The 24,520-nt window shown below is 49.6% G+C and carries 23 protein-coding genes and 1 other annotated feature; of the genes, 19 read left to right on the forward strand and 4 right to left on the reverse strand.

Features of this window, described 5'->3' with window-relative positions:
- Nucleotides 1-7 precede the first annotated feature (7 nt).
- Nucleotides 8-1,324 (reverse strand): replication-associated recombination protein A, encoded by a 1,317-nt coding sequence (locus KNO65_RS06450; RefSeq protein ID WP_214782721.1) that lies wholly within the window; start codon nt 1,322-1,324, stop codon nt 8-10.
- Between the two features lie 60 nt (nt 1,325-1,384).
- Between KNO65_RS06450 and cymR the strand changes: the two genes are divergently transcribed.
- Genes cymR through KNO65_RS06470 form a run of 4 tightly spaced genes read left to right on the forward strand, consistent with a single transcriptional unit; the run spans nt 1,385 to nt 4,738 of the window.
- Entirely contained in the window at nt 1,385-1,792 is a 408-nt protein-coding gene (gene cymR, locus KNO65_RS06455) for a cysteine metabolism transcriptional regulator CymR (RefSeq protein WP_031421454.1), read from the forward strand.
- 17 nt (nt 1,793-1,809) lie between these two features.
- The gene (locus tag KNO65_RS06460; RefSeq protein WP_214782724.1) at nt 1,810-2,946 is read left to right on the forward strand and encodes a cysteine desulfurase family protein; all 1,137 of its coding nucleotides are present in this window, start codon (nt 1,810-1,812) and stop codon (nt 2,944-2,946) included.
- Nucleotides 2,947-4,068, forward strand: a complete 1,122-nt coding sequence (mnmA, locus tag KNO65_RS06465; protein WP_214782727.1) for a tRNA 2-thiouridine(34) synthase MnmA — start codon at nt 2,947-2,949, stop codon at nt 4,066-4,068.
- Nucleotides 4,069-4,078: 10 nt separating this feature from the next.
- Complete coding sequence (locus KNO65_RS06470; RefSeq protein WP_015881191.1) at nt 4,079-4,738, forward strand: tetratricopeptide repeat protein; 660 nt, start codon at nt 4,079-4,081, stop codon at nt 4,736-4,738.
- Between the two features lie 647 nt (nt 4,739-5,385).
- On the opposite strand, the gene KNO65_RS06475 is transcribed toward KNO65_RS06470, so the two are convergent.
- Nucleotides 5,386-5,934 carry a VOC family protein gene (locus KNO65_RS06475; protein WP_211781447.1) on the reverse strand — a complete coding sequence of 183 codons (549 nt, stop codon included), beginning with the start codon at nt 5,932-5,934 and terminating at the stop codon, nt 5,386-5,388.
- A gap of 115 nt (nt 5,935-6,049) precedes the next feature.
- Between KNO65_RS06475 and KNO65_RS06480 the strand changes: the two genes are divergently transcribed.
- The 15 genes from KNO65_RS06480 (at nt 6,050) to KNO65_RS06550 (ending at nt 22,602) form a co-directional block, all read left to right on the forward strand.
- A complete protein-coding gene (locus tag KNO65_RS06480) occupies nt 6,050-6,736 on the forward strand; it encodes a hypothetical protein (protein ID WP_214782730.1) in 687 nt (228 codons plus the stop codon).
- 67 nt (nt 6,737-6,803) lie between these two features.
- Nucleotides 6,804-9,014 (forward strand): SF1B family DNA helicase RecD2, encoded by a 2,211-nt coding sequence (recD2, locus tag KNO65_RS06485; protein ID WP_214782732.1) that lies wholly within the window; start codon nt 6,804-6,806, stop codon nt 9,012-9,014.
- Nucleotides 9,015-9,323: 309 nt separating this feature from the next.
- Nucleotides 9,324-11,966: an alanine--tRNA ligase gene (gene alaS, locus KNO65_RS06490; protein WP_214782735.1), complete on the forward strand. Its 2,643-nt coding sequence runs from the start codon at nt 9,324-9,326 to the stop codon at nt 11,964-11,966.
- A 37-nt stretch (nt 11,967-12,003) separates the two neighbouring features.
- Nucleotides 12,004-12,270 (forward strand): IreB family regulatory phosphoprotein, encoded by a 267-nt coding sequence (locus tag KNO65_RS06495; RefSeq protein ID WP_015881196.1) that lies wholly within the window; start codon nt 12,004-12,006, stop codon nt 12,268-12,270.
- A 1-nt stretch (nt 12,271) separates the two neighbouring features.
- Nucleotides 12,272-12,694: a Holliday junction resolvase RuvX gene (gene ruvX, locus KNO65_RS06500; protein ID WP_015881197.1), complete on the forward strand. Its 423-nt coding sequence runs from the start codon at nt 12,272-12,274 to the stop codon at nt 12,692-12,694.
- 13 nt (nt 12,695-12,707) lie between these two features.
- Entirely contained in the window at nt 12,708-13,004 is a 297-nt protein-coding gene (locus KNO65_RS06505; protein WP_078146594.1) for a DUF1292 domain-containing protein, read from the forward strand.
- 68 nt (nt 13,005-13,072) lie between these two features.
- Nucleotides 13,073-14,215 carry an endolytic transglycosylase MltG gene (gene mltG, locus KNO65_RS06510; protein WP_214782738.1) on the forward strand — a complete coding sequence of 381 codons (1,143 nt, stop codon included), beginning with the start codon at nt 13,073-13,075 and terminating at the stop codon, nt 14,213-14,215.
- 62 nt (nt 14,216-14,277) lie between these two features.
- A complete protein-coding gene (locus KNO65_RS06515; protein WP_214783348.1) occupies nt 14,278-14,919 on the forward strand; it encodes an O-methyltransferase in 642 nt (213 codons plus the stop codon).
- 16 nt (nt 14,920-14,935) lie between these two features.
- Nucleotides 14,936-15,571 carry a uridine kinase gene (gene udk, locus KNO65_RS06520; RefSeq protein ID WP_031421468.1) on the forward strand — a complete coding sequence of 212 codons (636 nt, stop codon included), beginning with the start codon at nt 14,936-14,938 and terminating at the stop codon, nt 15,569-15,571.
- Between the two features lie 67 nt (nt 15,572-15,638).
- Complete coding sequence (gene greA / locus KNO65_RS06525) at nt 15,639-16,112, forward strand: transcription elongation factor GreA (RefSeq protein WP_015881202.1); 474 nt, start codon at nt 15,639-15,641, stop codon at nt 16,110-16,112.
- Nucleotides 16,113-16,166: 54 nt separating this feature from the next.
- Nucleotides 16,167-16,868: a 5'-methylthioadenosine/S-adenosylhomocysteine nucleosidase gene (gene mtnN, locus KNO65_RS06530; protein ID WP_015881203.1), complete on the forward strand. Its 702-nt coding sequence runs from the start codon at nt 16,167-16,169 to the stop codon at nt 16,866-16,868.
- Between the two features lie 85 nt (nt 16,869-16,953).
- On the forward strand, nt 16,954-17,913 hold the full coding sequence (locus KNO65_RS06535) for a beta-ketoacyl-ACP synthase III (protein ID WP_214684586.1): 960 nt from the start codon (nt 16,954-16,956) through the stop codon (nt 17,911-17,913).
- On the forward strand, nt 17,910-19,142 hold the full coding sequence (gene fabF / locus KNO65_RS06540; RefSeq protein ID WP_015881205.1) for a beta-ketoacyl-ACP synthase II: 1,233 nt from the start codon (nt 17,910-17,912) through the stop codon (nt 19,140-19,142). Before KNO65_RS06535 ends, fabF begins: the two co-directional genes overlap by 4 nt.
- Before the next feature lie 66 nt (nt 19,143-19,208).
- On the forward strand, nt 19,209-20,741 hold the full coding sequence (locus tag KNO65_RS06545) for a peptide ABC transporter substrate-binding protein (RefSeq protein WP_214782741.1): 1,533 nt from the start codon (nt 19,209-19,211) through the stop codon (nt 20,739-20,741).
- Between the two features lie 202 nt (nt 20,742-20,943).
- On the forward strand, nt 20,944-22,602 hold the full coding sequence (locus KNO65_RS06550) for a peptide ABC transporter substrate-binding protein (RefSeq protein WP_214782744.1): 1,659 nt from the start codon (nt 20,944-20,946) through the stop codon (nt 22,600-22,602).
- 104 nt (nt 22,603-22,706) lie between these two features.
- Here the strand turns inward: KNO65_RS06550 and trpS are convergent, their stop codons facing one another.
- Together trpS and KNO65_RS06560 are read right to left on the reverse strand one after the other, a co-directional pair.
- Complete coding sequence (gene trpS, locus KNO65_RS06555; protein WP_015881208.1) at nt 22,707-23,708, reverse strand: tryptophan--tRNA ligase; 1,002 nt, start codon at nt 23,706-23,708, stop codon at nt 22,707-22,709.
- 49 nt (nt 23,709-23,757) lie between these two features.
- Nucleotides 23,758-23,965, reverse strand: a binding site (T-box leader).
- Between the two features lie 42 nt (nt 23,966-24,007).
- Entirely contained in the window at nt 24,008-24,376 is a 369-nt protein-coding gene (locus KNO65_RS06560; RefSeq protein ID WP_214782747.1) for a DUF3899 domain-containing protein, read from the reverse strand.
- Nucleotides 24,377-24,520: the final 144 nt, after the last annotated feature.

Consider the following 24,520-nt stretch of genomic DNA (forward strand, 5'->3'; position numbering starts at 1 on the left):
CGCGGGCTCATTTCGAGTCGCGTCGTTTTTCCCAATAGTCGAGCCGCTTTTGGATTTGTTGCTCAAATCCACGTGGCGTCGGTTTATAGTAGGTTGGTCGTTTTCGGGCTAAGTTTTCTGGCCAGTAGTTTTGAGGAACGAACCCGTCTTTTTCGTCATGTGGATATTTGTATCCGACCCCGTTTCCGAGTTCACGTGCTCCTGGACTATGGGCGTCACGCAGGTGTACGGGTACAGGTCCACCCTCAACTGTCCGGACGTGATGGAGCGCTTTGTCAATCGCGGTGATGACCGCGTTCGATTTCGGTGCGGTCGCCAAATAGAGAACAGCCTCGGCAATCGGGATGCGGGCTTCCGGGAAACCGATATATTCGCTCGCACGAGCCGCCGCATCGACAATGAGAAGTGCGTTCGGATCGCTCATTCCGATATCTTCGGCGGCATGGACGTAAAGGCGACGCATGATGAAGCGTGGCGATTCGCCAGCCTCAATCATGACGGCTAACCAGTATAGCGCCGCATCAGGGTCAGACCCACGAATCGATTTGATGAACGCCGAGATGACGTCGTAATGTCGGTCACCCGTCTTATCGTATTTGATCGACTTCTGTTGAATCGACTCTTCCGCGACCTCAAGTGTGATATGAATCTCTCCGTCCACCTCAGGCGTTGTCAAGACGGCGAGTTCGAGTGCGTTCAATAGGACACGGTAGTCACCATCCGCCATTTTGATATAATGGTCTGCAGCAGCTTCATCCATCTTGACGGGATAACTTCCGAGACCACGTGAGTCGTGTAGCGCCCGCTCAAGGACGATACGTAACTCCTCGGCACCTGGTGGCTCAAGTCGAAATACGGTCGCCCGTGACAAAAGAGCGGCGTTCACTTCAAAACTCGGGTTTTCGGTCGTCGCTCCGATGAGGACGAGCTTGCCAGACTCAAGGGCAGGGAGGAGCGCGTCTTGTTGGAGCTTATTGAACCGGTGAATCTCATCTAAAAAGAGAATCGTCCGTTCGTCCTCATAATCATACCGGGACTCCGCTTCACGAATAACGTTCCGCAATTCATCGAGTTTGGCCGTGACGGCGTTCAATTGGACGAATGTCGCTTTCGTGTAATTTGAAATGACACGGGCGAGTGTCGTCTTCCCGGTGCCCGGTGGACCATATAAGATAATCGTACCGAGTCGGTCGGCTTCGATGGCACGGCGAAGCAGCTTGCCCTCACCGATGATATGGCGCTGTCCGATCACGTCATCTAACGTTTCGGGGCGCATGCGGTTCGCGAGCGGTCCACCATTCGATTGATGAAACAAATCAGGCATACGTAACCATTCCTTTCGACAAACGTTTGTTCGATTAGTATAACAGAAGGAGACTTGAAGATGAAAATATCTACAAAGGGCCGCTATGGCTTAACAATCATGATTGCATTAGCCCGTGAGACAGATAACAAGCCGCTCAGTTTAAAGAAGATTGCCGCACGCCATGAGTTGCCGGAGCATTATTTGGAGCAATTGATCGGTCCACTTCGTAACGGGGGACTCGTCAAGAGTGTACGGGGTGCGTACGGTGGCTACCAACTCGTCAAACCGGCAGAAGAAGTGACAGCAGGTGAAATCATTCGCTTGCTCGAGGGACCTTTAGCCATCGTTGAAGATTCTGAAGCAGATGATGCGGTGAAACGTAAGCTTTGGGATAAAATCAAAGAAGCCATCGATACCGTCCTTGACGAAACGACACTCGCGGACCTCGCTGAAGAAGAGTCAGACGGCTACATGTTTTATATTTAAGAACGAGGTGACCTTAGATGAACTATTTTGATCACGCTGCGACGACACCGATGCGACCGGAAGTCCTTGAAGCGATGACACCGTACTTTTTAGAGACGTATGGGAACGCGTCGAGCATCCACGGAATCGGGCGTAACGCTCGGGCGGCGCTCGATTCGTCACGTCGCGTCCTCGCGAAGTGGATCGGTGCTTCACCGAACGAGATCGTCTTTACGTCAGGTGGGACGGAGTCGGATAATTATGCTTTGTTCGGTGCGGCGTATGCCCATCAAGAAAAAGGCAAACATATCATCACGACAAAAGTCGAACATCACGCCGTTCTTCACGCGATGGAGCAACTTGAGCGCGAGGGCTTCGACGTCACGTATCTCGATGTTGATGAGTCGGGAGCTGTAGATATAGAAACGTTCCGATCAGCGTTACGTGAGGATACGATTCTCGTATCGGTTATGTACGGGAACAACGAGGTCGGAACGCGTCAACCGATTCAAGAAATCGGGGAGTTGTTACAAGACCATCAGGCTCTCTTCCATACGGATGCGGTACAAGCACTCGGTACAGAAGAAATTGATGTGAAACGTATTCATGTCGATTTATTGTCGGCGTCCGCACATAAAGTGAATGGGCCAAAAGGTATCGGTTTTCTTTTCATGAAAACAGGTGTAAAATTAGCGTCACGTTCTTTTGGTGGACAACAAGAACGTAAACGTCGAGCCGGCACGGAAAATGTTCCGGGTGCCGTCGGATTCCAAAAAGCAGCTGAACTCGTCATGGCAGAGCGTGAGACCCGAGTGACTCTCTATGAGTCGCTCGATCTGGCACTACGTCAGCGCCTTGATGAATTAGGCGTGTCTTATGAGGTGAACGGGTCAAATCGTTTACCTCACATCGTGAACTTATACCTTCCTGGAATTGACCTTGAACCCTTCCTCATCATGATGGATATGCGGGGCATGGCGATTTCGAGTGGGAGTGCCTGCACGGCAGGGTCGGTCGAACCGTCCCATGTATTGTCGGCGATGTACGGGGATTCAGAGCGGACGCGTCAGTCTGTTCGAATCAGTTTTGGCCACGGTAACTCGGTCGAGGACGCGAAACGGCTCGCGGAGCGACTACAAGAAGTCGTCTCGACATTTATGAACGGAGTGAGATAGATGAATTTACGCACGAAAGCCCCTGAAGAGACGACGGTCGTCGTCGGCATGTCAGGTGGCGTCGATTCATCGGTGACGGCCCATGTGTTAAAAGAGCAAGGGTATAACGTCATCGGGATTTTTATGAAAAACTGGGACGACACGGACGAGAACGGTGTGTGTACGGCGACAGAGGACTATGAGGACGTCATCGCCGTCGCGAACCAAATCGGGATTCCGTATTACGCGGTCAACTTTGAAAAGGAATATTGGGACCGCGTCTTTGAATATTTCTTAGCGGAGTACCGTCTCGGTCGGACACCGAACCCGGACGTCATGTGTAACAAGGAAATCAAATTCAAGGCGTTCCTTGACCATGCGCTTCGACTCGGTGCCGATTTTGTCGCGACTGGACACTATGCGCAAGTGAAATATGTTGATGGCGAGCACCGTCTGTTACGAGGAAAAGACGACAACAAAGACCAAACGTATTTCTTGAACCAATTGTCTCAAGACCAGCTCGCGCGGACGATGTTCCCGATCGGTCATATGGACAAGAAAGATGTACGTGCGATTGCCGAAGAAGCAGGACTCGCGACAGCGAAGAAAAAAGATTCGACGGGAATCTGCTTTATCGGTGAGCGGAACTTTAAAGAGTTCTTATCGGAATACCTTCCGTCACAGCCAGGAGAAATGCGGACGCTCGACGGTGTCGTCAAAGGACGTCATGACGGGTTGATGTATTATACGCTCGGACAACGTCACGGTCTCGGCATCGGTGGCGACGGGGAACCTTGGTTCGTCGTCGGGAAAGATGTCGAGAACAATGTCTTGTTCGTCGGACAAGGATTCCATCACGACGCGCTCTATTCAGATGCGCTTCTCGCTTCGAAACTGTCATGGACGGGAGCCGCTCCTACAGGAGAGTTCCGGGCGACGGCGAAGTTCCGTTATCGCCAACAAGATGTGCCGGTCACGGTCGCTCCACTCGAAAATGGCGAAGTCCTCGTCAAGTTTGACGAGCCACAACGTGCCATCACGCCAGGACAAGCGGTCGTTTTCTATGACGGCGATGTCTGTCTCGGTGGGGCAACGATTGACGAAGCGTACCGAAACGGAAAACGACTCGACTATATCGGATGAGGTGATTGATATGAACGCAAACGAACAAGGCATCCAAGCGATGCAGCAAGGTGAATTCGAACAGGCAGCCAAACATTTCAACGAGGCGATTGAAGCGAACCCGACGGACCCGACTGGTTTCGTCAACATGGGGACGTTGCTTCAGGCGATCAACGATTACGATCGTGCCGTCATCTTCTATGACAAAGCGATTGAACTCGATGGATCGTTCGGTGCCGCGCACTATGCGAAAGGTGCCCTTGCCTATGAACTCGAGCAATTGGAGTCAGCGGAGGCGTCGCTTCGCCAAGCGCTCCTTTCGGGGATGGACGATGCCGATCTTCACTTCATGCTCGGATTGACGTACAAGGCGATGGGTGACTTCGTTCGTGCGATGCCACGCTTGCGTGAAGCGAAGAAACAATCGCCGGAAGACGTGGAGATTACATTCCAGTATGGACTTGCCCTCGCGCAAAGTGAACAACTCGAAGAGGCGGTCGTCGCGTTAGAAGAGACGCTCGACCTTGATGCGAGCCATACGGATGCCCGTTACAACCTAGCAATCGCATATGCGTTCTTGGGTGACCAGGAACGGACGTATGCTGAGTTGCAACGCGTCTTAGAGATGCAACCCGATCACGAACTTGCACGTGACGCCGTCGCGAAGATGGATGCACTACTTGGAAACTGAAACGTATGAAGACGAAAGTGCCATCGCAATAGAGCGATGGCACTTTCAGGCTGTAGACAAAGTATAGGTCTTATGCCCAATCCGGACATGGCTCGCTTTCCTAGGGACAAGCAGGGAGCCGCATCGCGACTGCGTCACTGCTGGGTCTCCCTTTGCTTGCTATTCCCTCAGGAGTCTCGCCTGCCCGTTCTTGGTCACCTTTTGTCCTTCATCCCATATAATGGTGTGAGAAGAACACACAGGGGCGGATCTGATGATCAACAAGTCGACACCATCCATCCTTCACGGTTTGACGAACGGAACGGATGTTGAACAGCGGCCCGAGGGGGATGATCTCGGCGTTTACCTTCCCTTTCCCCTAAAACATCGATTCAAAGTAAATACCGAGCTTTTTCTTCGGCCGTCGTGGCCTTGGAAGAAGACAAACGGCCGCCAGATGACGACCGTTTGCGTTGCTCGCCCGACGGCGCCCCGACTCCGACAGGAAAGCAATCCGACGGAGACCCAGCAGCGACCTAGGTCGCGATGCGGCTCCGGGATTGCCTGCGGAAAGCGTGGGCGCCGGACAGGCGAGCGTTATGATTCATGTTAGTCAACAAGCTGAGTGCCATCGCAATAGAGCGATGGCACTTTTTTAGGGCTCGAAATCAAAGTTGTTTCGTCGTGATTTTAACGGGTTCTCCGGCAAACTCGCCGTATGCTTCGTCCATATTTTTCGTATACAGTTCGATGATGTTATGGCTCGGGTCTTTAAAGTACGCCGAGCGTTCCTTCCCATTTTTCGTCTCATCCTCGTCCCACGTCCGAAGTTTTACAGGGACGTCGGTCTCATCTAGCATTTCGAGTGCCTGTTCAAACGACTCCATGGGAACGAAGAATGCGCAGTGGACGTGGACACCACCTTCATCATAGAGCGTGTCCCATTCTGTCACGTCTTGTTTCCGGTTCGCATCCTCTTCTTCCGTAAAGTTACGTTTCAACCAAAGACCTAACCGTGTGTTCCCGCCGATATAGAGCCACGTCGCCCACGGTTCGTTCGCTTGTTCTTGTGATTCACTCGGTTCGGCATCGTCCCCGACCCATTGTTCGACGACAGGAAGCCCTAATTTTTCATGCCAAAAGGCTACGGCTTCGTTCATGTCTGTCACTTCTAACACGAGTTCACATAATCCGCTGACTGGAATTCGTTTGCCCATAGATGATTCCTCCTTGAATGTGTCATTCGAACAGTTCCCCGTTTCTTTAAATCAAAAACGCGACTATCTGTGTTGAAGTGGGGGAATGACAACCTATAGAAGGAGGTCGAGTGGCTTGCGAAAATTCAGCATGGTCAGCGTCATTTTGTTTTTCATTGTCGAGTACGTCTGGTTGAATCAATTATTTGAATCGGTAAATGAACGATTAGCAGACGGGAAATGGACGAATACGATCTTATATCAAGTGGTCGTTGAACCACGTGGACTCTTAACGTTAATCTTCCTTTTATTCGTAGCGCTCCTTGTCGTGGGATGGGCTGTACACTATGTATACAGTGAGCAAAAGTCTTGGCAACATACATCTGAACATGTCGGTATTGGGTGGGTCGTTCCATTGATTTTGGCAGTACTCGGATTCCTCATTCCGAACGTATATGTCCAAGTCGGGATGTTACTCCTTCAAGTAACATTTATTCCGCTCATCCCATTCATCCATCAGACCGTCCCATTTTGGAAAGTCGTGACGAACTGGTTGATTCAGTTGGCGGTCATCGGACTCGTTCTGTTCGGGGCGAGGGGGATGCTTGAGGACTCGATCCGCATCGAGAAGACCGAGCTTTTCACAAAACTCGAGGCATATCAGGCGTCTGGTGACTTGGATAGGATCCAGCGTTTAATTGAGGAGGTGGACCTGGATCAGGTTGAGCGCATTTTGGACCGGGTCGATATCGAACAGTTGATACGTATTTTGGAGGTCGTCGATCTCGACCGAATCGAGCAAATCTTGAGTCTGTTCGACTAGGGCATTTGTTCAATCGATTCATCTCGGGCTATAATGGATGATGGAAAAATAGCTGGAGGTGTCGGATATGATGGCAGCACCTTATGAGTTGACTGGAAAAGTCATTCGCGTCCTGTTTCAATCAGAAGAAGAGGCGCATACGATTGCGCTCGTACGTATAAAAGAAAAGAATTTTGAGACGGATGAGACCGAGATGGTCATCGCAGGCGTCGGAGTCGGCATTGAGAAGGGCGAGACGTATAAGGCGCACGGTCGTCTCGTCGAACATCCCCGATTCGGAAAACAGATGAAGGCGGATTGGATTCGCCGTGTCGTCCCGATGACGAAACGGGCTGCCGTCCGCTTTTTGACGAACGGGTCTTTCCCTGGAATCGGTCAAAAGACGGCGCAGAAGATTGCAGATTCTCTCGGGGACGATTGTATCGACCAGATTGTGAAACATCCGAGCATCTTGTCCGAGGTCGACGGATTGAAAGAAAAGCAGGCACGTGTGATCACCGAGCGCTTGAACGTCTTATATGGGGTCGATCAATTACTTTTATTTCTCGCTCCATTCGACGTGACACCGCGTCTCGCCTCAAAAATCCATAAAGAGTATGAAGGACGGGCGATGGAGACGATTGAGAAGAATCCGTATGCGCTCATGTACGACGTACAGGGCATCGGCTTCAAGACGGCGGATGCCATCGCGGCGCACTTCGGGATTCAAGGCATTCATCCCGAACGCATCGCGGCAGCCGTTCTTTACGTATTAGAACTCGAACAAGGGAACGGTCATCTCTACGTGACGGCAGAACAACTTGAAGCCGAGATGCCTCGAATTATCGGGGCGGACCCACGTGAGGCGCTCGTTACGGCATTAGAGTCACTTGCCAAAGAAGAACGGGTCGTCATCGAGGACGGGGTCGTCTATCACCCTCGCGTGTTCCGTGCTGAGCGAAAAGCGGCAGAAGAGTTGGCGCGCATCATGGCGACATCGACAACAGAGGATGTGGATATGACGACCATCTTTGATGCGGTCGGACGTGTCGAGGAAATGTTTTCAATCGAATATGCGACCCAACAGCGAGAAGCCATCGAACTTGCGCTCAAGTCACCGCTCATGGTTCTCACAGGTGGTCCAGGTACCGGGAAGACGACGGTCGTCCGAGGGATCATTCATGCACTCAGCGACGTCTTCGATTGGAAGTTAGATCCCGTTCCGAACCAACCGTTCCCGTTCGTCTTGGCCGCACCGACGGGTCGAGCAGCGAAACGCCTCAGTGAGTCGACAGGGTTACCGGCCTCGACAATCCACCGTCTGTTGAAGTTCGACGGAAGTTCGTTCCAAGTCGATGAGGCGAATCCGCTTGTCGGGAAAGTGCTCATCGTCGATGAGGCGTCGATGATTGATATCTTCTTGTTCCGAAGTTTGCTCAAAGCAGTACCAAACGGCATGAAGATTTTGTTCGTTGGAGACCGCGATCAACTGCCATCTGTCGGACCAGGACAAGTGCTTGCCGATTTGATGGCGACGGACGGGATTCCGGTCGTCCGCCTCGACGTCGTCCACCGTCAGGCGTCGGAATCGAGCATCCTTCGTCTCGCCCATTCGTTGAACGCCAAGAAAATGCCAGACGATTTATTGGCGGCGCTACCGGACCGACGTTTCTATACGGCGAACCAAGAGACGGCGCTTCAAGCGATTTGTCAGATGGCAGGAGCGGCTCTCCGAAAAGGATATTCACCGTTTGATATTCAAGTGCTCGCACCGACGTATCGAGGGGTATGTGGAATTGACGGACTGAATGAAGCACTTCAAAACGTATTCAATCCAAAATCAAGTGCCCGTGAAGTGAAGCATGGGACGCGCATTTACCGAAACGGTGATAAAGTGCTACAACTCGTCAACAACGCCGAGGAGAACGTCTATAACGGGGATATCGGGGAAATCACGAACATCTTCTACGCGAAGGAAAATGTCGATAAGGTCGACAAGATTTATATCCGATTCGACCAGACAGAAGTCGAGTACAACCGTAGTGAATGGGACCAGTTCACCCATGCCTACGCCATCACGATCCATAAGTCACAAGGTTCCGAGTTCCCAATCGTGCTCATGCCGGTCTTCTTCAACGGAGGATTCCGATCGTCGCGCAACTTGATTTATACAGCTGTGACTCGGGCGAAGAAGAGTTTACTCTTGTTTGGTGACGTGCGTGCGCTCGAGGCGGCGACGCGAGAAGAGGAGCCGGTGCGACGGACAAAATTGGTCGAGCGCTTAGGCGGGAAGTCTTGACGTCTTTCCGAACGCGTGTGATAATGACGAATAGACAACTGAAACGATACAGACGATGAAGGAAATGAGTACGTCGTCACCGCCTCTACAGAGACATCTTCCTAGGCTGCGAGAAGATGGGGGTCGGCCGACCGAAGCTATTCTGGAGTCCCCACTCAACCTGGGCGCCTCATCCACGTTAACGGATGTTCGAGGCACGGTGTATACCGTGCGAACGAGGGTGGTACCACGAAGCGATGCTTTCGTCCCTTTCCACAGGGGCAGGCATCGCTTTTTTTCGTTTCGTTCAGAAATAAGGAGGAATTGTTCATGAAACCGCTCAAATCATTGACTGGCGCACAAATTCGCCAAATGTACTTAGATTTCTTCAAATCAAAAGGGCACAGCGTGGAGCCGAGTGCTTCGCTCGTACCGGTCGAAGACCCAACTTTGTTGTGGATCAACTCTGGTGTTGCGACATTGAAAAAATATTTTGATGGACGTGTCATCCCAGCGAACCCACGAATCGTCAACGCTCAAAAATCGATTCGTACGAACGATATCGAGAACGTCGGGAAGACAGCACGTCACCATACGTTCTTCGAAATGCTCGGAAACTTCTCAGTTGGTGAATACTTCCGTGAAGAAGCAATCACATGGGGATGGGAACTGTTGACGAGCGACGAATGGTACGGACTCGATCCGGACCGTCTCTCCGTCACGATTCACCCAGACGATGAAGAGTCAAAACAAATCTGTATGAACCTTGGCATGCCAGCTGACCGCATCATCCCGCTAGAAGATAACTTCTGGGAAATCGGTGAAGGTCCATCTGGTCCAAACACGGAAATCTTCTTTGACCGTGGTCCAGCATTTGGGGACGACCCGACAGACCCTGAACTATATCCGGGTGGGGAGAACGAGCGTTACCTTGAAATCTGGAACATCGTGTTCAGCCAATATAACCATGACGGACACGGAAACTACACAGAGCTTCCGCGTAAAAACATTGATACAGGGATGGGACTCGAACGGATGGCGAGCGTCCTTCAAGACGTACCGACAAACTTCGATACCGACCTCTTCATGCCGATCATTCGTGAAACTGAAAAAATCAGTGGCGACGTATACCGTCAAGACAGCAGCAAGGATGTTGCGTTCAAAGTCATCGCGGACCACATCCGTACCGTATCGTTCGCAATCGGTGACGGGGCACTCCCGTCAAACGAAGGACGTGGCTATGTCCTCCGTCGTCTTCTCCGTCGTGCGGTCCGTTATGCGAAGATGCTTGGTATCGAACGTCCATTCATGTATGAGCTCGTCGACGTCGTTGGTGACATCATGGTCGACTTCTACCCACAAGTGAACGAGAAGAAAGACTTCATCAAGAAAGTCATCAAGAACGAGGAAGAGCGTTTCCATGAGACGTTGAACGACGGACTCGCGATTTTGAACGAAGTGGCGAAAGCACAAAAAGCAGCTGGGTCAAACATCATCAGCGGTCAAGATGCATTCCGTCTCTATGACACGTACGGTTTCCCACTCGAATTGACAATCGAATACGCAGAAGACCATCAGATGACGGTCGATGAGGACGGATTCAAAGAAGCGATGAATGAGCAGCGTGAACGTGCACGTCAAGCGCGCGCTGATGTGGAATCGATGCAGATTCAGTCAGGTGTACTCGCGGACATCACGATGCCATCGACGTTCCTCGGTTACAACAATCTTGAAACGAACGCAAAAATCATCAGCTTGATTCACAACGGTGAACTCGCTGACGTCGTCGCTGCCGGAGAAGAAGCACAAGTGATTCTTGATCAGACGCCATTCTACGCAGAGAGCGGCGGTCAAATCGGTGATAAAGGACAAATCGTCGGAGAAGACTTCCTTCTTCGCGTAAAAGATGTGTCGAAAGCACCGAACGGACAGAACTTGCATACGGTCACGGTCGAGTCAGGTGTGGCGAAAGCCGAAGTAGCCGTCACGGCTTCTGTCGACCAAGCATCGCGTCAAGCCATCGTCAAGAACCACACGGCGACGCACCTCTTGCACCGCGCACTCAAAGATACGCTCGGGGAGCACGTCAACCAGGCCGGTTCACTCGTGACGCCAGACCGTCTTCGTTTTGACTTCTCTCACTTCGGTCAAGTGACACCAGAAGAGCTTCAATCCATTGAGCGTCAAGTGAACGAGAAGATTTGGGCATCGATCGGTGTCGACATCGAAGAGATGAACATTGCGGATGCGAAAGCAAAAGGTGCGATGGCACTCTTCGGCGAGAAGTATGGTGATGTCGTTCGTGTCGTATCAGCAGGGGATTACTCGGTTGAGCTTTGTGGTGGGATTCACGTCTCCAACACGGCTGAAATCGGACTCTTTAAAATCTTGTCTGAATCAGGGATTGGCGCTGGGACGCGTCGAATTGAAGCGGTCACAGGAGCTGGCGCATATGAAGTGATGAACCAGCAAATCGAAACGCTCGAAGCGACAGCGAAGTTGTTGAAGACGAAACCACTTGAAGTTCCTGCACGCGTACAAGCACTTCAAGCTGAAATCAAAGAAGTCGAGCGTGCTTCAGAGTCGCTCAAAGCGAAGCTTGCAAACATCGAGGCATCTTCATTAACGGATGCGATCGAAACGATTGGCGGCGTTCAATTGATTGCGAAACGCGTCGATGGACAAGACATGGATGCCCTTCGCAGCATGGTCGACGACTTAAAAGGGAAACTCGGCTCTGCCGTGATTATCCTTGGGTCGGCAAATGGGGAGAAGGTCAACCTCGTCGCAGGTGTGACGAAAGACCTGAACGACCGTGGCTTCCATGCCGGAAAACTGATTAAAGAAGTCGCGACACGCTGCGGTGGTGGCGGTGGCGGTCGTCCAGACATGGCACAAGCAGGTGGCCGTGATGCAACAAAACTGGACGAAGCATTGAAGTTTGCTTCACATTACGTCGAATCACTGGCATAATAGAGTGTGAAGTGCAAACGGAAAGAGGTGGATTCTTGTGAGCCAAATGGATCGCACGATGCAATTCAATTTTCCAGAAGATGATCAACGTGCTAACACACGTGAGACGCTGATTACGGTATATCAAGCACTCGAGGAAAAAGGTTATCAACCGATCAATCAAATCGTGGGATACTTACTGTCAGGTGACCCTGCCTACATTCCACGTCATAATGATGCGCGAAACTTGATTCGCAAAATTGAACGGGATGAACTTCTCGAAGAGTTGGTCAAATCGTATTTGAACGATCGTAGAGAGGATTAATATGAAGCGAGTCATGGGACTCGATGTCGGATCGAAGACGATTGGTGTCGCGGTGAGTGACCTGATGGGATGGACGGCGCAAGGTGTGGAGACGGTCTACTGGACCGAACCTGACTTTGACGAAGCCGTCCGTCTCCTTCGTCCGTTTATCGAGCAGTACGATGTGAAAGAAGTCGTCGTCGGTCATCCGAAAAACATGAATGGGACAGTCGGCCCGCGTGGTGAGGCGTCCGAGGCATTTGCCGAGGCGTTCACAGAACAGACGGGTTTACCTTGCGTGTTGGTGGATGAACGATTAACGACGATGCAAGCGGAACGGATGCTCATTTCAGCAGATGTCAGCCGCAAAAAGAGAAAAGCGGTCATCGACAAAATGGCGGCCGTGATGATTTTACAAAACTACCTGGATCGTTCCGGGAAATAAGGAGGAATCTCTCATGGCAGAAATCCGTCGTGAAGAAGAAATGTACCGTATTCCAGATGAAAATGGAGACGAACATTTATTTGCAGAAATTTTCCGTATGACGAGCGATCGTTCGAAAAAGACATTTGTCGTACTCGAACCGGTCGGCGCACCAGAGACAGAAGATGAAGATACGATTGAAGTATACGCATTTGAAATTGAAGAACTTGAAGATGGCGAATTCATCTTGAAGCTCGTCGAAGACGATGAAGACTTCGAAGAGGTCATGGAAGCATTCGACATCGTCAATGACGAAGTCGGTCTAGACTAAATAGGGGACGGGCGGCTAGGGAATGTCCCTCGTCGCCTCTCTTTATAAAAAGAACAGGGGAGAAATGCATGAATCATCCATCTATGTCAGATGAGAAACGTGCCCGCAACCGGATCGTCCGTCGTATCACGGTTGTCATCCTGGCCATCTTCCTTCTCGTCATCGCCACAGGGTCGGCGCTCGCATATGTCTTTGTGAAGCGTTCCGTCGAACCAATCGATCCCACTTCGACAGAAATAGTCGAAGTCGAAGTCCCGCTCGGTGCCGGTTCGGGATACATTGGTGAATTACTAGAAGAAAATGGGCTTGTAAGGAGTAGCACGATTTTCCGTTTCTATACACGCTTTAAGAACGAATCGTCGTTCCAGGCGGGGACGTATACGTTATCTCCGTCACAATCAATCGATGAATTGATTGAAACGTTGCAAACAGGTAAAGTCATTGTGGTCCCTGATATCAAGCTCGTCATTCCAGAAGGATTCACGATTGACCAGGTGATTGCGCGACTTGCGAAAGTGGCCGAAATCCCGAAAGAAGAGATTTCTGAGCAGTTGAGCGACCGTGAATACATTCAATCTCTCGTAAACGAGCATGAAATGTTGACGGAGGAAGTCTTGCAGGAAGGCATCTATCATCCGCTTGAAGGATACCTGTTCCCAGCCACATATGAATTCAATAAAGGCGTAACACTCAATGAAATCATCGATGAGATGTTACTGCCAACCGAAAGTATGTATCAAGAATACAAAGATCGTTTAGCCGATTCAGGACGTACGTTCCATGAGACGCTCGCCCTCGCATCCGTTGTCGAGAAAGAGGCGGTGTCAACGGAAGACCGCAAAGAGATTGCCGGTGTGTTTGAGAATCGCTTAAATGACGGAATGAAGTTACAATCTGACCCTACCGTCTGGTACGGAACGGGGGAAACATCGATTTTCACTTCATTCGCGGACTTAGAGAACGACTCTCTATATAACACGTATCGTTACGAAGGCATCCCGATCGGACCGATTGCGGCCGTGAGCCGTGACGCATTTGAGGCGGTACTCAACCCGAACGATACGGAGAACATCTACTTCTACGCGCGCCCTCCACGTGAAGGGTTCCCGAACGGGGAAGTCTTGTTCGAGGTCGACTATGAGGATCACCAACAAAACGTCAATAAGTACCGTTCCGAATGGGAAGCGTTTGAAGAAGCAAACAGTAATTGATGGGACGACCGGAAGCGGATGCTTCCGGTCGTTTGAATGAAGAGAGTTAAGAGGTGGAACGAGTGGACCATGCATCCTATGAGGGATATGTAGAAAAACTGATCAATGACCGCTCCTCGCTATTGACGGAGATGGAGGCGTTAGCGCGTGTCCATCACGTCCCAATCATGGATTTGACGGGTTCGGAAGTATTGCTCTCCTTATTGGCGATGCAACGGCCGACCCGAATTCTCGAAGTGGGGACGGCCATCGGCTATAGTGCCATTCGCATGGCGGAGTTGTTACCCGATGCAGAAATCGTCACAATCGAGCGAAATGCTCGTCGTTTTGAAGAAGCGACGGGATTCATCAATCGATCGGATGTACGCGATCGGATTACGCTCATTCACGGCGATGCCGTCGAATTGATTGGATCGATTGAAGGTGAATTCGATGCCGTGTTTATTGATGCGGCAAAAGGACAATATCAAAAATTTTTTGATGGGTATGGCGCTTTAGTACCAATTGGTGGTACGATTTACAGCGATAATTTGTTTTTACGAGGGGACGTCTTGCTAGAGGACGTGTCGGTCTTAGACCGACGCCGACGCCGGCTCGTTCGTCTCGTGAAGCAGTTTACTGAGCAATTGATGGCACGGACCGATTATCATACTGCAATTTTGCCCCTTGGTGATGGCCTAGCAATCAGTCGTAAATTACGATGAGGAGGACTTAACTTTGATGCAACATAAACCCGTCATTATTGGCGTGGCCGGGGGTACCGGATCAGGAAAAACGACCGTGGCCCGCGCGCTCGTCGATGCGTTTCAAGGTCAATCGGTCGTCATGATCGAGCAAGACGCGTACTATAAGGATCAATCAGAGATGACCATGGAGGAGCGGTACAAGACGAACTACGACCACCCCTTCGCCTTTGATAACGATTTGTTGATTGAACATATCCAACAGTTACAACAACATCAGGCGATTGAGAAGCCGGTCTATGACTATGCGGCTCACACGCGTTCAAGTGAAACCATCTTGATCGAGCCCGTCGATGTCGTCATCGTCGAAGGAATCTTGGCACTCGAGGATGCACGTTTGCGTGAATTGATGGATATTAAAGTGTTCGTGGATACAGATGCGGACGTTCGAATCTTGCGTCGCATGCAGCGTGATATCAATGAACGTGGACGTTCAATCGACTCGGTCGTGGCGCAGTACACGAATGTCGTCCGCCCGATGCATTTGCAGTTCTGTGAACCGACGAAGCGTTATGCAGACATCATCGTTCCTGAAGGCGGGGAAAACTTTGTCGCGATCGATTTACTCGTGACAAAAATCCGTTGGGTGCTCACTGAGCGCAATCGCGCTTGAGGAAATAAATCGTTTTCAATTCAACCCTAGCTGTAATATACTAGGAGACAATGAAGGAGTGACAGAAATGGCTGAAAAACAACACTATATGACGTTAGACGGAAAAGCGAAAATCGAACATGAATTAAACGAACTGAAGACGGTCCGCCGTAAAGAAGTCGTTGAAAATATTAAGATTGCTCGTGACTTCGGTGACTTGTCAGAGAACGCGGAATATGACGCGGCGAAAGAAGAACAAGCGATGGTCGAAGGACGCATCGCACAATTAGAAGAGATGCTCCGTAACGCGGTCATCATTCAAGATGATGCAGGCGATAACTCGGTTGTCTCAATCGGGAAGACGGTAACGTTCTTCATTCAAGAAGATAATGAAGACGAGACGTATACAATCGTTGGTGGAGCTGAGGCAGACCCGTTCACAGGGAAAATCTCGAACGAATCACCGATCGCCAAGGCACTTCTTGGTCGTACGATTGGTGATGTGGTCACGGTGCAAACACCAGGTGGCGACATGGTCGTCGAAATTAAAGAAATCAAATAAATTGTTGAGCGACCTCCTATCTGGAAGTCGCTCTCTTTCTGAGGAGGAAGCGGAATGAAAGTAGGCATCATCGGCGCGATGGAAGAAGAAGTGAATTTACTTCGGAACGAGTTGACAGAACGAGTAGACACTGAAATCGCGAACTATCATTTTTATGAGGGCTATCTTGGCAACATGCAAGTTGTCATCTTGAAGTCAGGCATCGGGAAGGTCAATGCAGCCATCGGCACGACACTTTTGATTGATAAGTTCAAACCGGACGTCGTCATCAATACGGGTTCTGCCGGCGGTTTTAAAAAGGGAATGAAAGTCGGAGACGTCGTCGTCTCGACGGAAGTTCGTCATCACGATGTCGACGTGACGGCATTCGGATATGAGTATGGACAAGTACCAGGCATGCCGCCGGCGTATGAGGCGGATGCCAAGCTCGTCAGCGTCTGTAAAGATGTCATTGAAAACTTGCCGGACGTGAACGTGCACCAGGGATTGATTGTGACAGGAGATTCGTTCATCAACGATTCGAAACGCGTGGCGGACATCCTCGGTCATTTCGATGGCGTCGCAGCCGTCGAGATGGAGGCTGCCCCGATCGCCCAAACGTGCTATCAGTTTGGTGTCCCGTTCGTCGTCACACGCTCGATTTCAGACAGTGCGGACGAAGAAGCGAATCTGTCGTTTGATGAGTTCTTGGAGACAGCATCGATCAATTCTGCGAAGATGGTCATGGCTGTCACGAAGCGTTTAGAACAAGCTTAATCCAGTCTACACGAGGAGGATGCATTGACATCCTCTTTTTATTCCCTTATATTAGTACCAGATACTAAGAATAGGGGTCGACGATATGAATATTGGAATCATCGGCATCGGATCGTTCTTACCGGACAATCGGGTGACAAATATCGATTTAGAAAAACGAATGGATACGAGCGATGAGTGGATTCGTACACGTACAGGCATCGAGGCACGTCATTTGGCTGAAGGTGATGTGACGGTCGCGGATATGGCGACACGTGCCGCTGAACGGGCGTTACAGAGCGCGGGCGTCGCAATCGATGAGATTGAAGCGATCGTCTGTGCGACGGCTACAGCACCAGCCTTCCCGGCAACCGCATGTGTGGTGCAGGCGAATCTCGGAGCGAAAGCCGCTGTCGCCTTCGATGTGAGCGCGGCATGTAGCGGTTTCATCTTCGCAATGGACACGGCGAAGAGCCTCATGGACTCAAAAGGATTGAAAAAGACGCTCGTCATTGGCGCAGAGAAGATGGGAAGTCTGATTGATTGGGATGACCGATCGACGGCTGTCCTCTTCGGGGACGGAGCAGGAGCTGTCGTGCTCGGGGAAGACGAGATCGCTTCAATTGACTCACTTGTGCTCGGAAGTGACGGGACAGGTGGCAAACATCTGTATGAAAATGAAGAAGGCAAAATCGTCATGAACGGTCGCGAAGTCTTCAAGTTTGCCGTTCGGAAGATGCCCGAAATCGTGCTTGAGGCGCTAGACAAAGCCGATAAGACGTTGGAAGACCTTGACGTCCTCGTTCCACACCAGGCGAACCGTCGAATCATCGACGCTGCGATGGAACGGTTACACTTAGAAGAAGAGAAAGTGGTCATGACCATTCAAGACCATGCGAATACATCAGCAGCGTCCATTCCACTCGCTTTGGCGGAAGCGGTCAAGTCTGGCAAAATCCAAGATGGACAAACGGTCGTCATCGCAGGGTTTGGTGCCGGACTCACCTGGGGGGCTAGCTGTCTGACATGGAATCACGCAACCATTACGGAGGGGAATCATTTATGAAACGAGTAGTAGTGACAGGATTAGGAGTCGTATCACCATTAGGAAACGATGTCTCAACAATGTGGGATCGCCTGTTAAAAGGGGATAACGCGATTGATACGTTGACGAAGATCGACATCAGTCAATATCCGGCCAAGGTCGGGGCGGAAGTGAAGGAATGGAATATCGATCATTTAGTCGAACCGAAGGAAGCACGTAAGATGGACTCCTTCATCCAATATTCTTTACTTGCGGCAGACGCTGCCCATAAGGACAGCGGACTCGACGTGAAAGCCATCGCGGACGATGTCGGGATTTGGATCGGGAGCGGGATTGGTGGCGTCGAGACGATTGACAAACAGTCGGCCATCTTGCATGACCGTGGCCCACGTCGCGTCAGCCCGTTCTTCATTCCGATGATGATTCCGAACATGGCGAGCGGACAAGTATCCATCTATCTCGGAGCAAAAGGACCGAGCAACTGTTCAGTGACGGCTTGTGCGTCAGGGACGAACTCCATCGGGGAAGCGTTCCGTGTCATTCAACGTGGAGATGCGATCGCCATGTTCGCAGGTGGAGCGGAAGCGCCGATCACACCTCTCTCGTTCGCAGGTTTTTGTTCGAACAAAGCCCTTTCAACGAATCCGGACCCGAACACGGCGTGCCGGCCGTTCGATGAAAACCGTGACGGATTCGTTATGGGTGAAGGAGCCGGGGTGCTCGTCTTAGAGGAGTATGAACATGCGAAAGCACGTGGTGCGAAAATGTACGCTGAAGTTGTTGGATATGGGATGAGTTCGGATGCTTACCATATCACAGCACCATCCCCTGAAGCTGAGGGCGGTTCGAAAGCGATGAGTGAGGCGATTCGAGACGCCGGAATCACGCCAGAAGATGTTCAATACATCAACGCGCACGGAACGAGTACACCACTCAACGATATGCTCGAGACGAAAGCGATTCGTCGTGTGTTCGGGGAACACGCTGATAAACTCGCCGTCAACTCGTCAAAATCGATGATCGGTCACCTTCTCGGTGGTGCAGGTGGCGTCGAGGCCGTCATCACAGCACTTTCGATTCATGAAGGCAAGATTCATCCAACGATTAACTGCGAATCACCAGCTGCAGATTGTGATTTAGATTATGTACGTGAAGGAAATCGGGAACTTGACATTCGTTATGCACTCAGTAACTCACTCGGCTTCGGGGGCCACAATGCGACACTCGCATTTGCAAAAGTGACGAACTGACGGTAGAAAAATCATTCAAAAAAGGTTAGGGTATAAGGGTTGGTCTAACAGAAAGGAGTGCAACGAATGAAAAAGAAATCATTCATCGTGGCCGCCTTGTTAGGTTCAGTCCTTATCCTTTTTTTATTTGTTTGGAACGAACAACGAGAGCAGTCACGCGAACTAGTGCCAGTCGAAGAACAACAATTGACGATTTACGGGGAGTCGCTTCCGACTCAGCCGGATGTCATGCTAGCAATTGATCCATCATCTCAAACGATCCTATCCCATCTATATGAAGGACTGTATCGATTCGGAGCAGACGGGTCCATCGAACCGGCGCTCGTCGAGAAGTTAGAGCGATCCGAAGATGGGACGGTCTATACATTCACATTAAAAGAGAGTGTGACGACAGAAGGAAATGCGATTGACGCGCAAACGTTCGTCGATCACTTCCAAAAACTCGTGGACGTTGATACGAATTCACCGTTCAGCTTCTTACTCGCAGATGTTCAATCTGCAAAAGAAATCGGGCTTGGTCAACAAGAACCGGATACGCTAGGGGTCAAGGCAATCGATGACCGGACGCTCGAGCTGACTCTAGTCCGTCCGATGGAAGGGTTCGAACAAATTTTAGCGATGCCCGCATTTTTACCTCAACCAAAGGTGAAAGAATGGGATGAGCTAGAGACAAACGGTCCATTTAAAATCAAGGCAATCGAAGATACGACCATCTCGTTACATAAAAATGAAACGTACCGAGAAGCTGAACAGGTCACACTCGAAACGATTACCATCAAGAGTGAACCGAACTTGTCAGAAGCGACAGGGATGCAACCCGTCCCTTACGATTTTGACGTCTCCACGATTGATCAAGAAGGATTGACTGTACGGGACGTTCCACGGAGCGGAGTCTTTTATTTGAAGCCGAATGTTGAAAAAGCGCCGTTTAATGATGTAGCGTTTCGACAAGCCATCGCATTGACGCTTGATCGGACGGAAATCGAAGATTCACTCGCACGAGCAGAACAGACGACAGAACGATTACTCGTCATCGACCAAAAAGCTGCGATCGCACAATTGGAAGGAAACGCCGACCAATTGTTTGACACCGTGAAGAAACGTCTGAAGAAAGATGAAATCGAAATCGAGCTGCTCAGCTTTGTCGATGATGAAGCGCGTCAAATCTCCACAAAATTAAAGAAGAATTTGGAACAGTTGGATGGTTTGACCGTTAACGTCATCGAACTCCCCCTAGGAGAAAAAGTTAGGAAAGAAGTCTCAGGGGATTATGCATTTTCATTATCGGGCTGGCAACCGGACTATCCGATGTTATCCGCCTACTTGACTCAATTTGAAACAAACGACGTGTTGAATTCAAGTCGATATGCCAGCGAATCATATGATCAATTGATGGATCGGGCTCGCGCGACGGACCGGTTGGAAGAGCGAAATGAGATCTTCCGAGAAGCGGAGGCACAGCTGTTAGAAGAGGCTGTTGTTATGCCAATCTATCAAGCTGGACGTTCTTATATGATTGAAAAAGAATACGATCATATCGGATTTCCAGTCACCGGTCCTTCATATGTCCTAACCTTTGCGAAAAAATACGAAAATTGAGCTAAAAGCCCGCCACTGTAGGCGGGCTTTTTGACTATGGATAAAATTTTTTAGAAAAATCAAAATAAACACTTTGCAAAATTATCAGAATATTGTATTATTGCATCAACGGGATTTTGGTAACAAATACTGTCAGAAGAAATGACTGAATTTTCTACCATCATTCACTTCGTTAAAACGAAAAAATCAGGGGGTCATCGCAATGAATAAGAAAAAAGGTTTTGCTTTAGCATCATCGGTTACACTTCTATCTAGTGCATTCCTAGCTGCATGTTCGACAGGGGAAGAAGACACAGGGTCTTCAAATGGATCAGGTTCGGAAGGTTCTGCAGACGAAGCACAAGTCCTCAACTTGCTCGATTCTTCAGATATTCCTTCACTTAACCCGACACTCGCAACGGACACTGTTTCGTTCAACGTATTGAACAACGTTAACGAAGGTCTCTACCGCATGGACGAAGAAGACAACCCGACTCCGGGTATGGCTGAAGACCACGACGTTTCAGAAGACGGAAAAACGTACACGTTCAAAATCCGTGAAGGTGCGACTTGGTCAAACGGGGAGCCTGTCACAGCGAACGACTTCGAATACGCTTGGAAAGAAGTACTTAACCCAGATAACGCATCACAATATGCATACGTTATGTCAATCATCGAAGGCGCAGAAGCGTACAACACTGGTGAAGGCGAGCGCGATGCTGTAGGCGTTAAAGCAATCGACGATCAAACACTTGAAGTTAAATTGACAGCACCAGCTGACTACTTCCTCGGATTGACTAGCTTCGGCGTATTCATGCCAAAACTTGAGTCATTCGATACAGAGCAAGGCGAGAACTTCGGTACGTCTGCAGAGACGACTCTCTACAATGGACCGTTCAAACTCGACAGCTGGGAGCGCGAGCAAGGCTGGAAAATGGTCAAGAACGAAGACTATTGGGATGCTGAAGCAGTTAAACTTGAAGAAATCAACGTTAAAGTCGTTAAAGAAGTTTCAACAGGTGTTAACTTGTATGAAAACGGTGACGTTGACCGCGCTGGCTTGACTTCTGAGTATGTAGCTGAATTCCAAGACAGCGAAGAGTTCTCAACTGTCGTTGAACCAACACTCTTCTACCTCCAGTTCAACACTGCTGTGGAAGAACTTGACAACCAAAACATCCGTAACGCGATTGACGCGGCATACGATAAAGCAGCAATCGCAGAAACGCTTCTTGCGAATGGTTCGATTCCTGCAAACTACCTCGTACCGAAAGACTTCGTAACAGGTCCTGACGGTAAAGATTTCCGTGAAGCGAACGGCGACATCGGTGGCTATGACGTTGATCGTGCGAAAGAACTTTGGGAAGCTGGTCTTAAAGAGCTCGGAACAGACAAAGTTGAGATTGAGCTCCTTAACTATGACTCAGAGTCAGCGAAGCAAATCGGTGAGTTCATCAAAGGTGAGCTTGAGAAAAACCTTCCAGGAATTTCGGTTTCAATCAAGCAACAGCCGTTCAACAACAAGCTTGACCTTGAGAACAAAGGTGAGTTCGAGTTGACATTCGCTGGATGGGGACCTGACTACCAAGATCCAATGACATTCGTTGACCTCTTCGTCACTGACGGACCATACAACCGTGGTAAGTGGTCGAACGAAGAATTCGATAAGTTGATCGAATCTGCGAAATCAAGCACAGATGCTGAACAGCGTTGGGCTGACCTTCAAGCTGCGGAGAAAATCGTTCTTGAAGAGAACGCAATCTCGCCAGTTTACCAACGTGGATCGGCTCGCCTCACGAAACCTTACGTTAAGGGAATCGTTGAGCACGCATTCGGTGCGGACTACTCTTACAAGTGGGCTTCAATCGAAGGCAAAGAATAATCAAATCATCTTACGAAGAGAGACAGGGACGCCTGTCTCTCTTTTTATGTACATTTTTTAATACAAAAAAGAACTCTCACATGGAGAGTTCTGTCACGACAAGCTTATTTTTTCACTTTGGCGCGCTTACGACTGAGACCCATTGCTTTTTCAATCTTCGCGAGATTCTTGTTCGCGACGGCTTCAGCCTTGGCACGACCGGCATCAAGAATTTCATCGAGTTCTGGAGAATCGATCAACTCGTGGTAACGAGCTTGAATTGGTTCAAGTAGAGCAACAACCGCTTCCGCCACATCTTGTTTGAACGTCCCATAGTTCGAGTTCTCATATTGTTTGACGAGATCATCGATTGGGGTCCCTGTCGAAAGCGAGTAAATTTCTAACAAGTTCGAAATCCCCGGTTTATTCTCCCGGTCAAACGAGATGACACCACTCGAGTCTGTGACGGCACTCTTAATCTTCTTACGGATGACATTTGGCTCGTCGAGCATCGAGATATATCCTTTGGCATTTGTATCCGATTTCGACATCTTCTTTACAGGATTCGTGAGAGACATGATCCGTGCACCTTCTTTTTGAATGAGTGGCTCTGGGATTGTGAATGTCTCATAATAGCGTTTATTAAAGCGTTCCGCCAAATCACGAGTCAACTCGATGTGTTGCTTTTGATCGTCTCCGACTGGAACGAGTTCCGTATTATAAAGTAAAATGTCCGAAGCCATAAGGGTCGGATAAACAAATAGACCTGCCCCGACATTCTCACTTCCTTGTGATTTGTCTTTATATTGTGTCATGCGACCGAGCTCACCCATGCCCGCGATACACGTTAACATCCATCCGAGTTGAGCGTGCGCTTTCACTTCAGACTGAACAAAAATCGTCGCTTTTTCTGGGTCGAGACCAGAAGCCAAGTAGAGTGCCGCTAATTTTCGAGTGTTGTTCATGAGCTCGACACGGTCGAGTTGAACGGTAATCGAATGTAAATCGACGATGCAATAATAGGCATTGTTGTCATCTTGAAGATCGACGAATTGCTTCATTGCGCCTAAGTAGTTCCCGAGCGTCACGACGCCGGTCGGTTTGATTCCTGAAAAAATCGTTGCCATGTGTATACACCTCCGAAGAATATAAAAACCGCAGTCGTCCTCCCGAATAAATCGGGACGAATAACCGCGGTGCCACCCAAATTTGCATAAACTATGCCACTTGAACGCGTTAACGGGCGTGAACCGTCTCGCCATACTGTTGTTCAAGCGAGCCACTCCGAAGTCCATTCATTCAAAAACTTTTCATCTACTCGCAGCACCGTAGACTCTCTGGGGAAAAGGGTAGTTGAATTACTTGTCTTCATCCAAATGTTCTTATTCTGCATTTAGTTTAGCACAGGATTCAAGTGACGAAAAGATTAAATCAATGCGACGAGGAAGGAAAGAGCGATACTCCCGACACCGACATACACCCAGTTCCACGCTGAATGTTTACGAAGCTGCCGATCTTCCGGGTCCTCTTCCTCATCCTCTTCGTAATCGGCATCAATTTCCTTCAACTTTGCACGTCGATTGCGCTTAAATCCGTACATGATCCCGTCAAACAGACCGGATGCACTCATATGGGAGAACATCCCGATGGCAAAGATGAGTATACCTGATACAAATAAGCCACCACTTAAGTGAAACGTGAAAGATTCACTTCGGAAATAAGAAAAAATTGACCAAATGGTATAGAGAAGTGTGACAATTCCCCAAACAAAAAATATATTTCGAAACTTTTTCAACGATGTAATCTCCTTTCAATCGATAAAAGAAATGTGTCAACATTCCGTGTTTCTTCTATGATACTAGGAACGTAGGGCATAAAGCGAGTAAGAAAGTGATGTCGAATGATAGCGGTTCATTCAATAGTTGACAGTTTCATTAAA

Source organism: Exiguobacterium sp. S3, assembly GCF_018617295.1.
GTDB lineage: Bacteria > Bacillota > Bacilli > Exiguobacteriales > Exiguobacteriaceae > Exiguobacterium > Exiguobacterium profundum.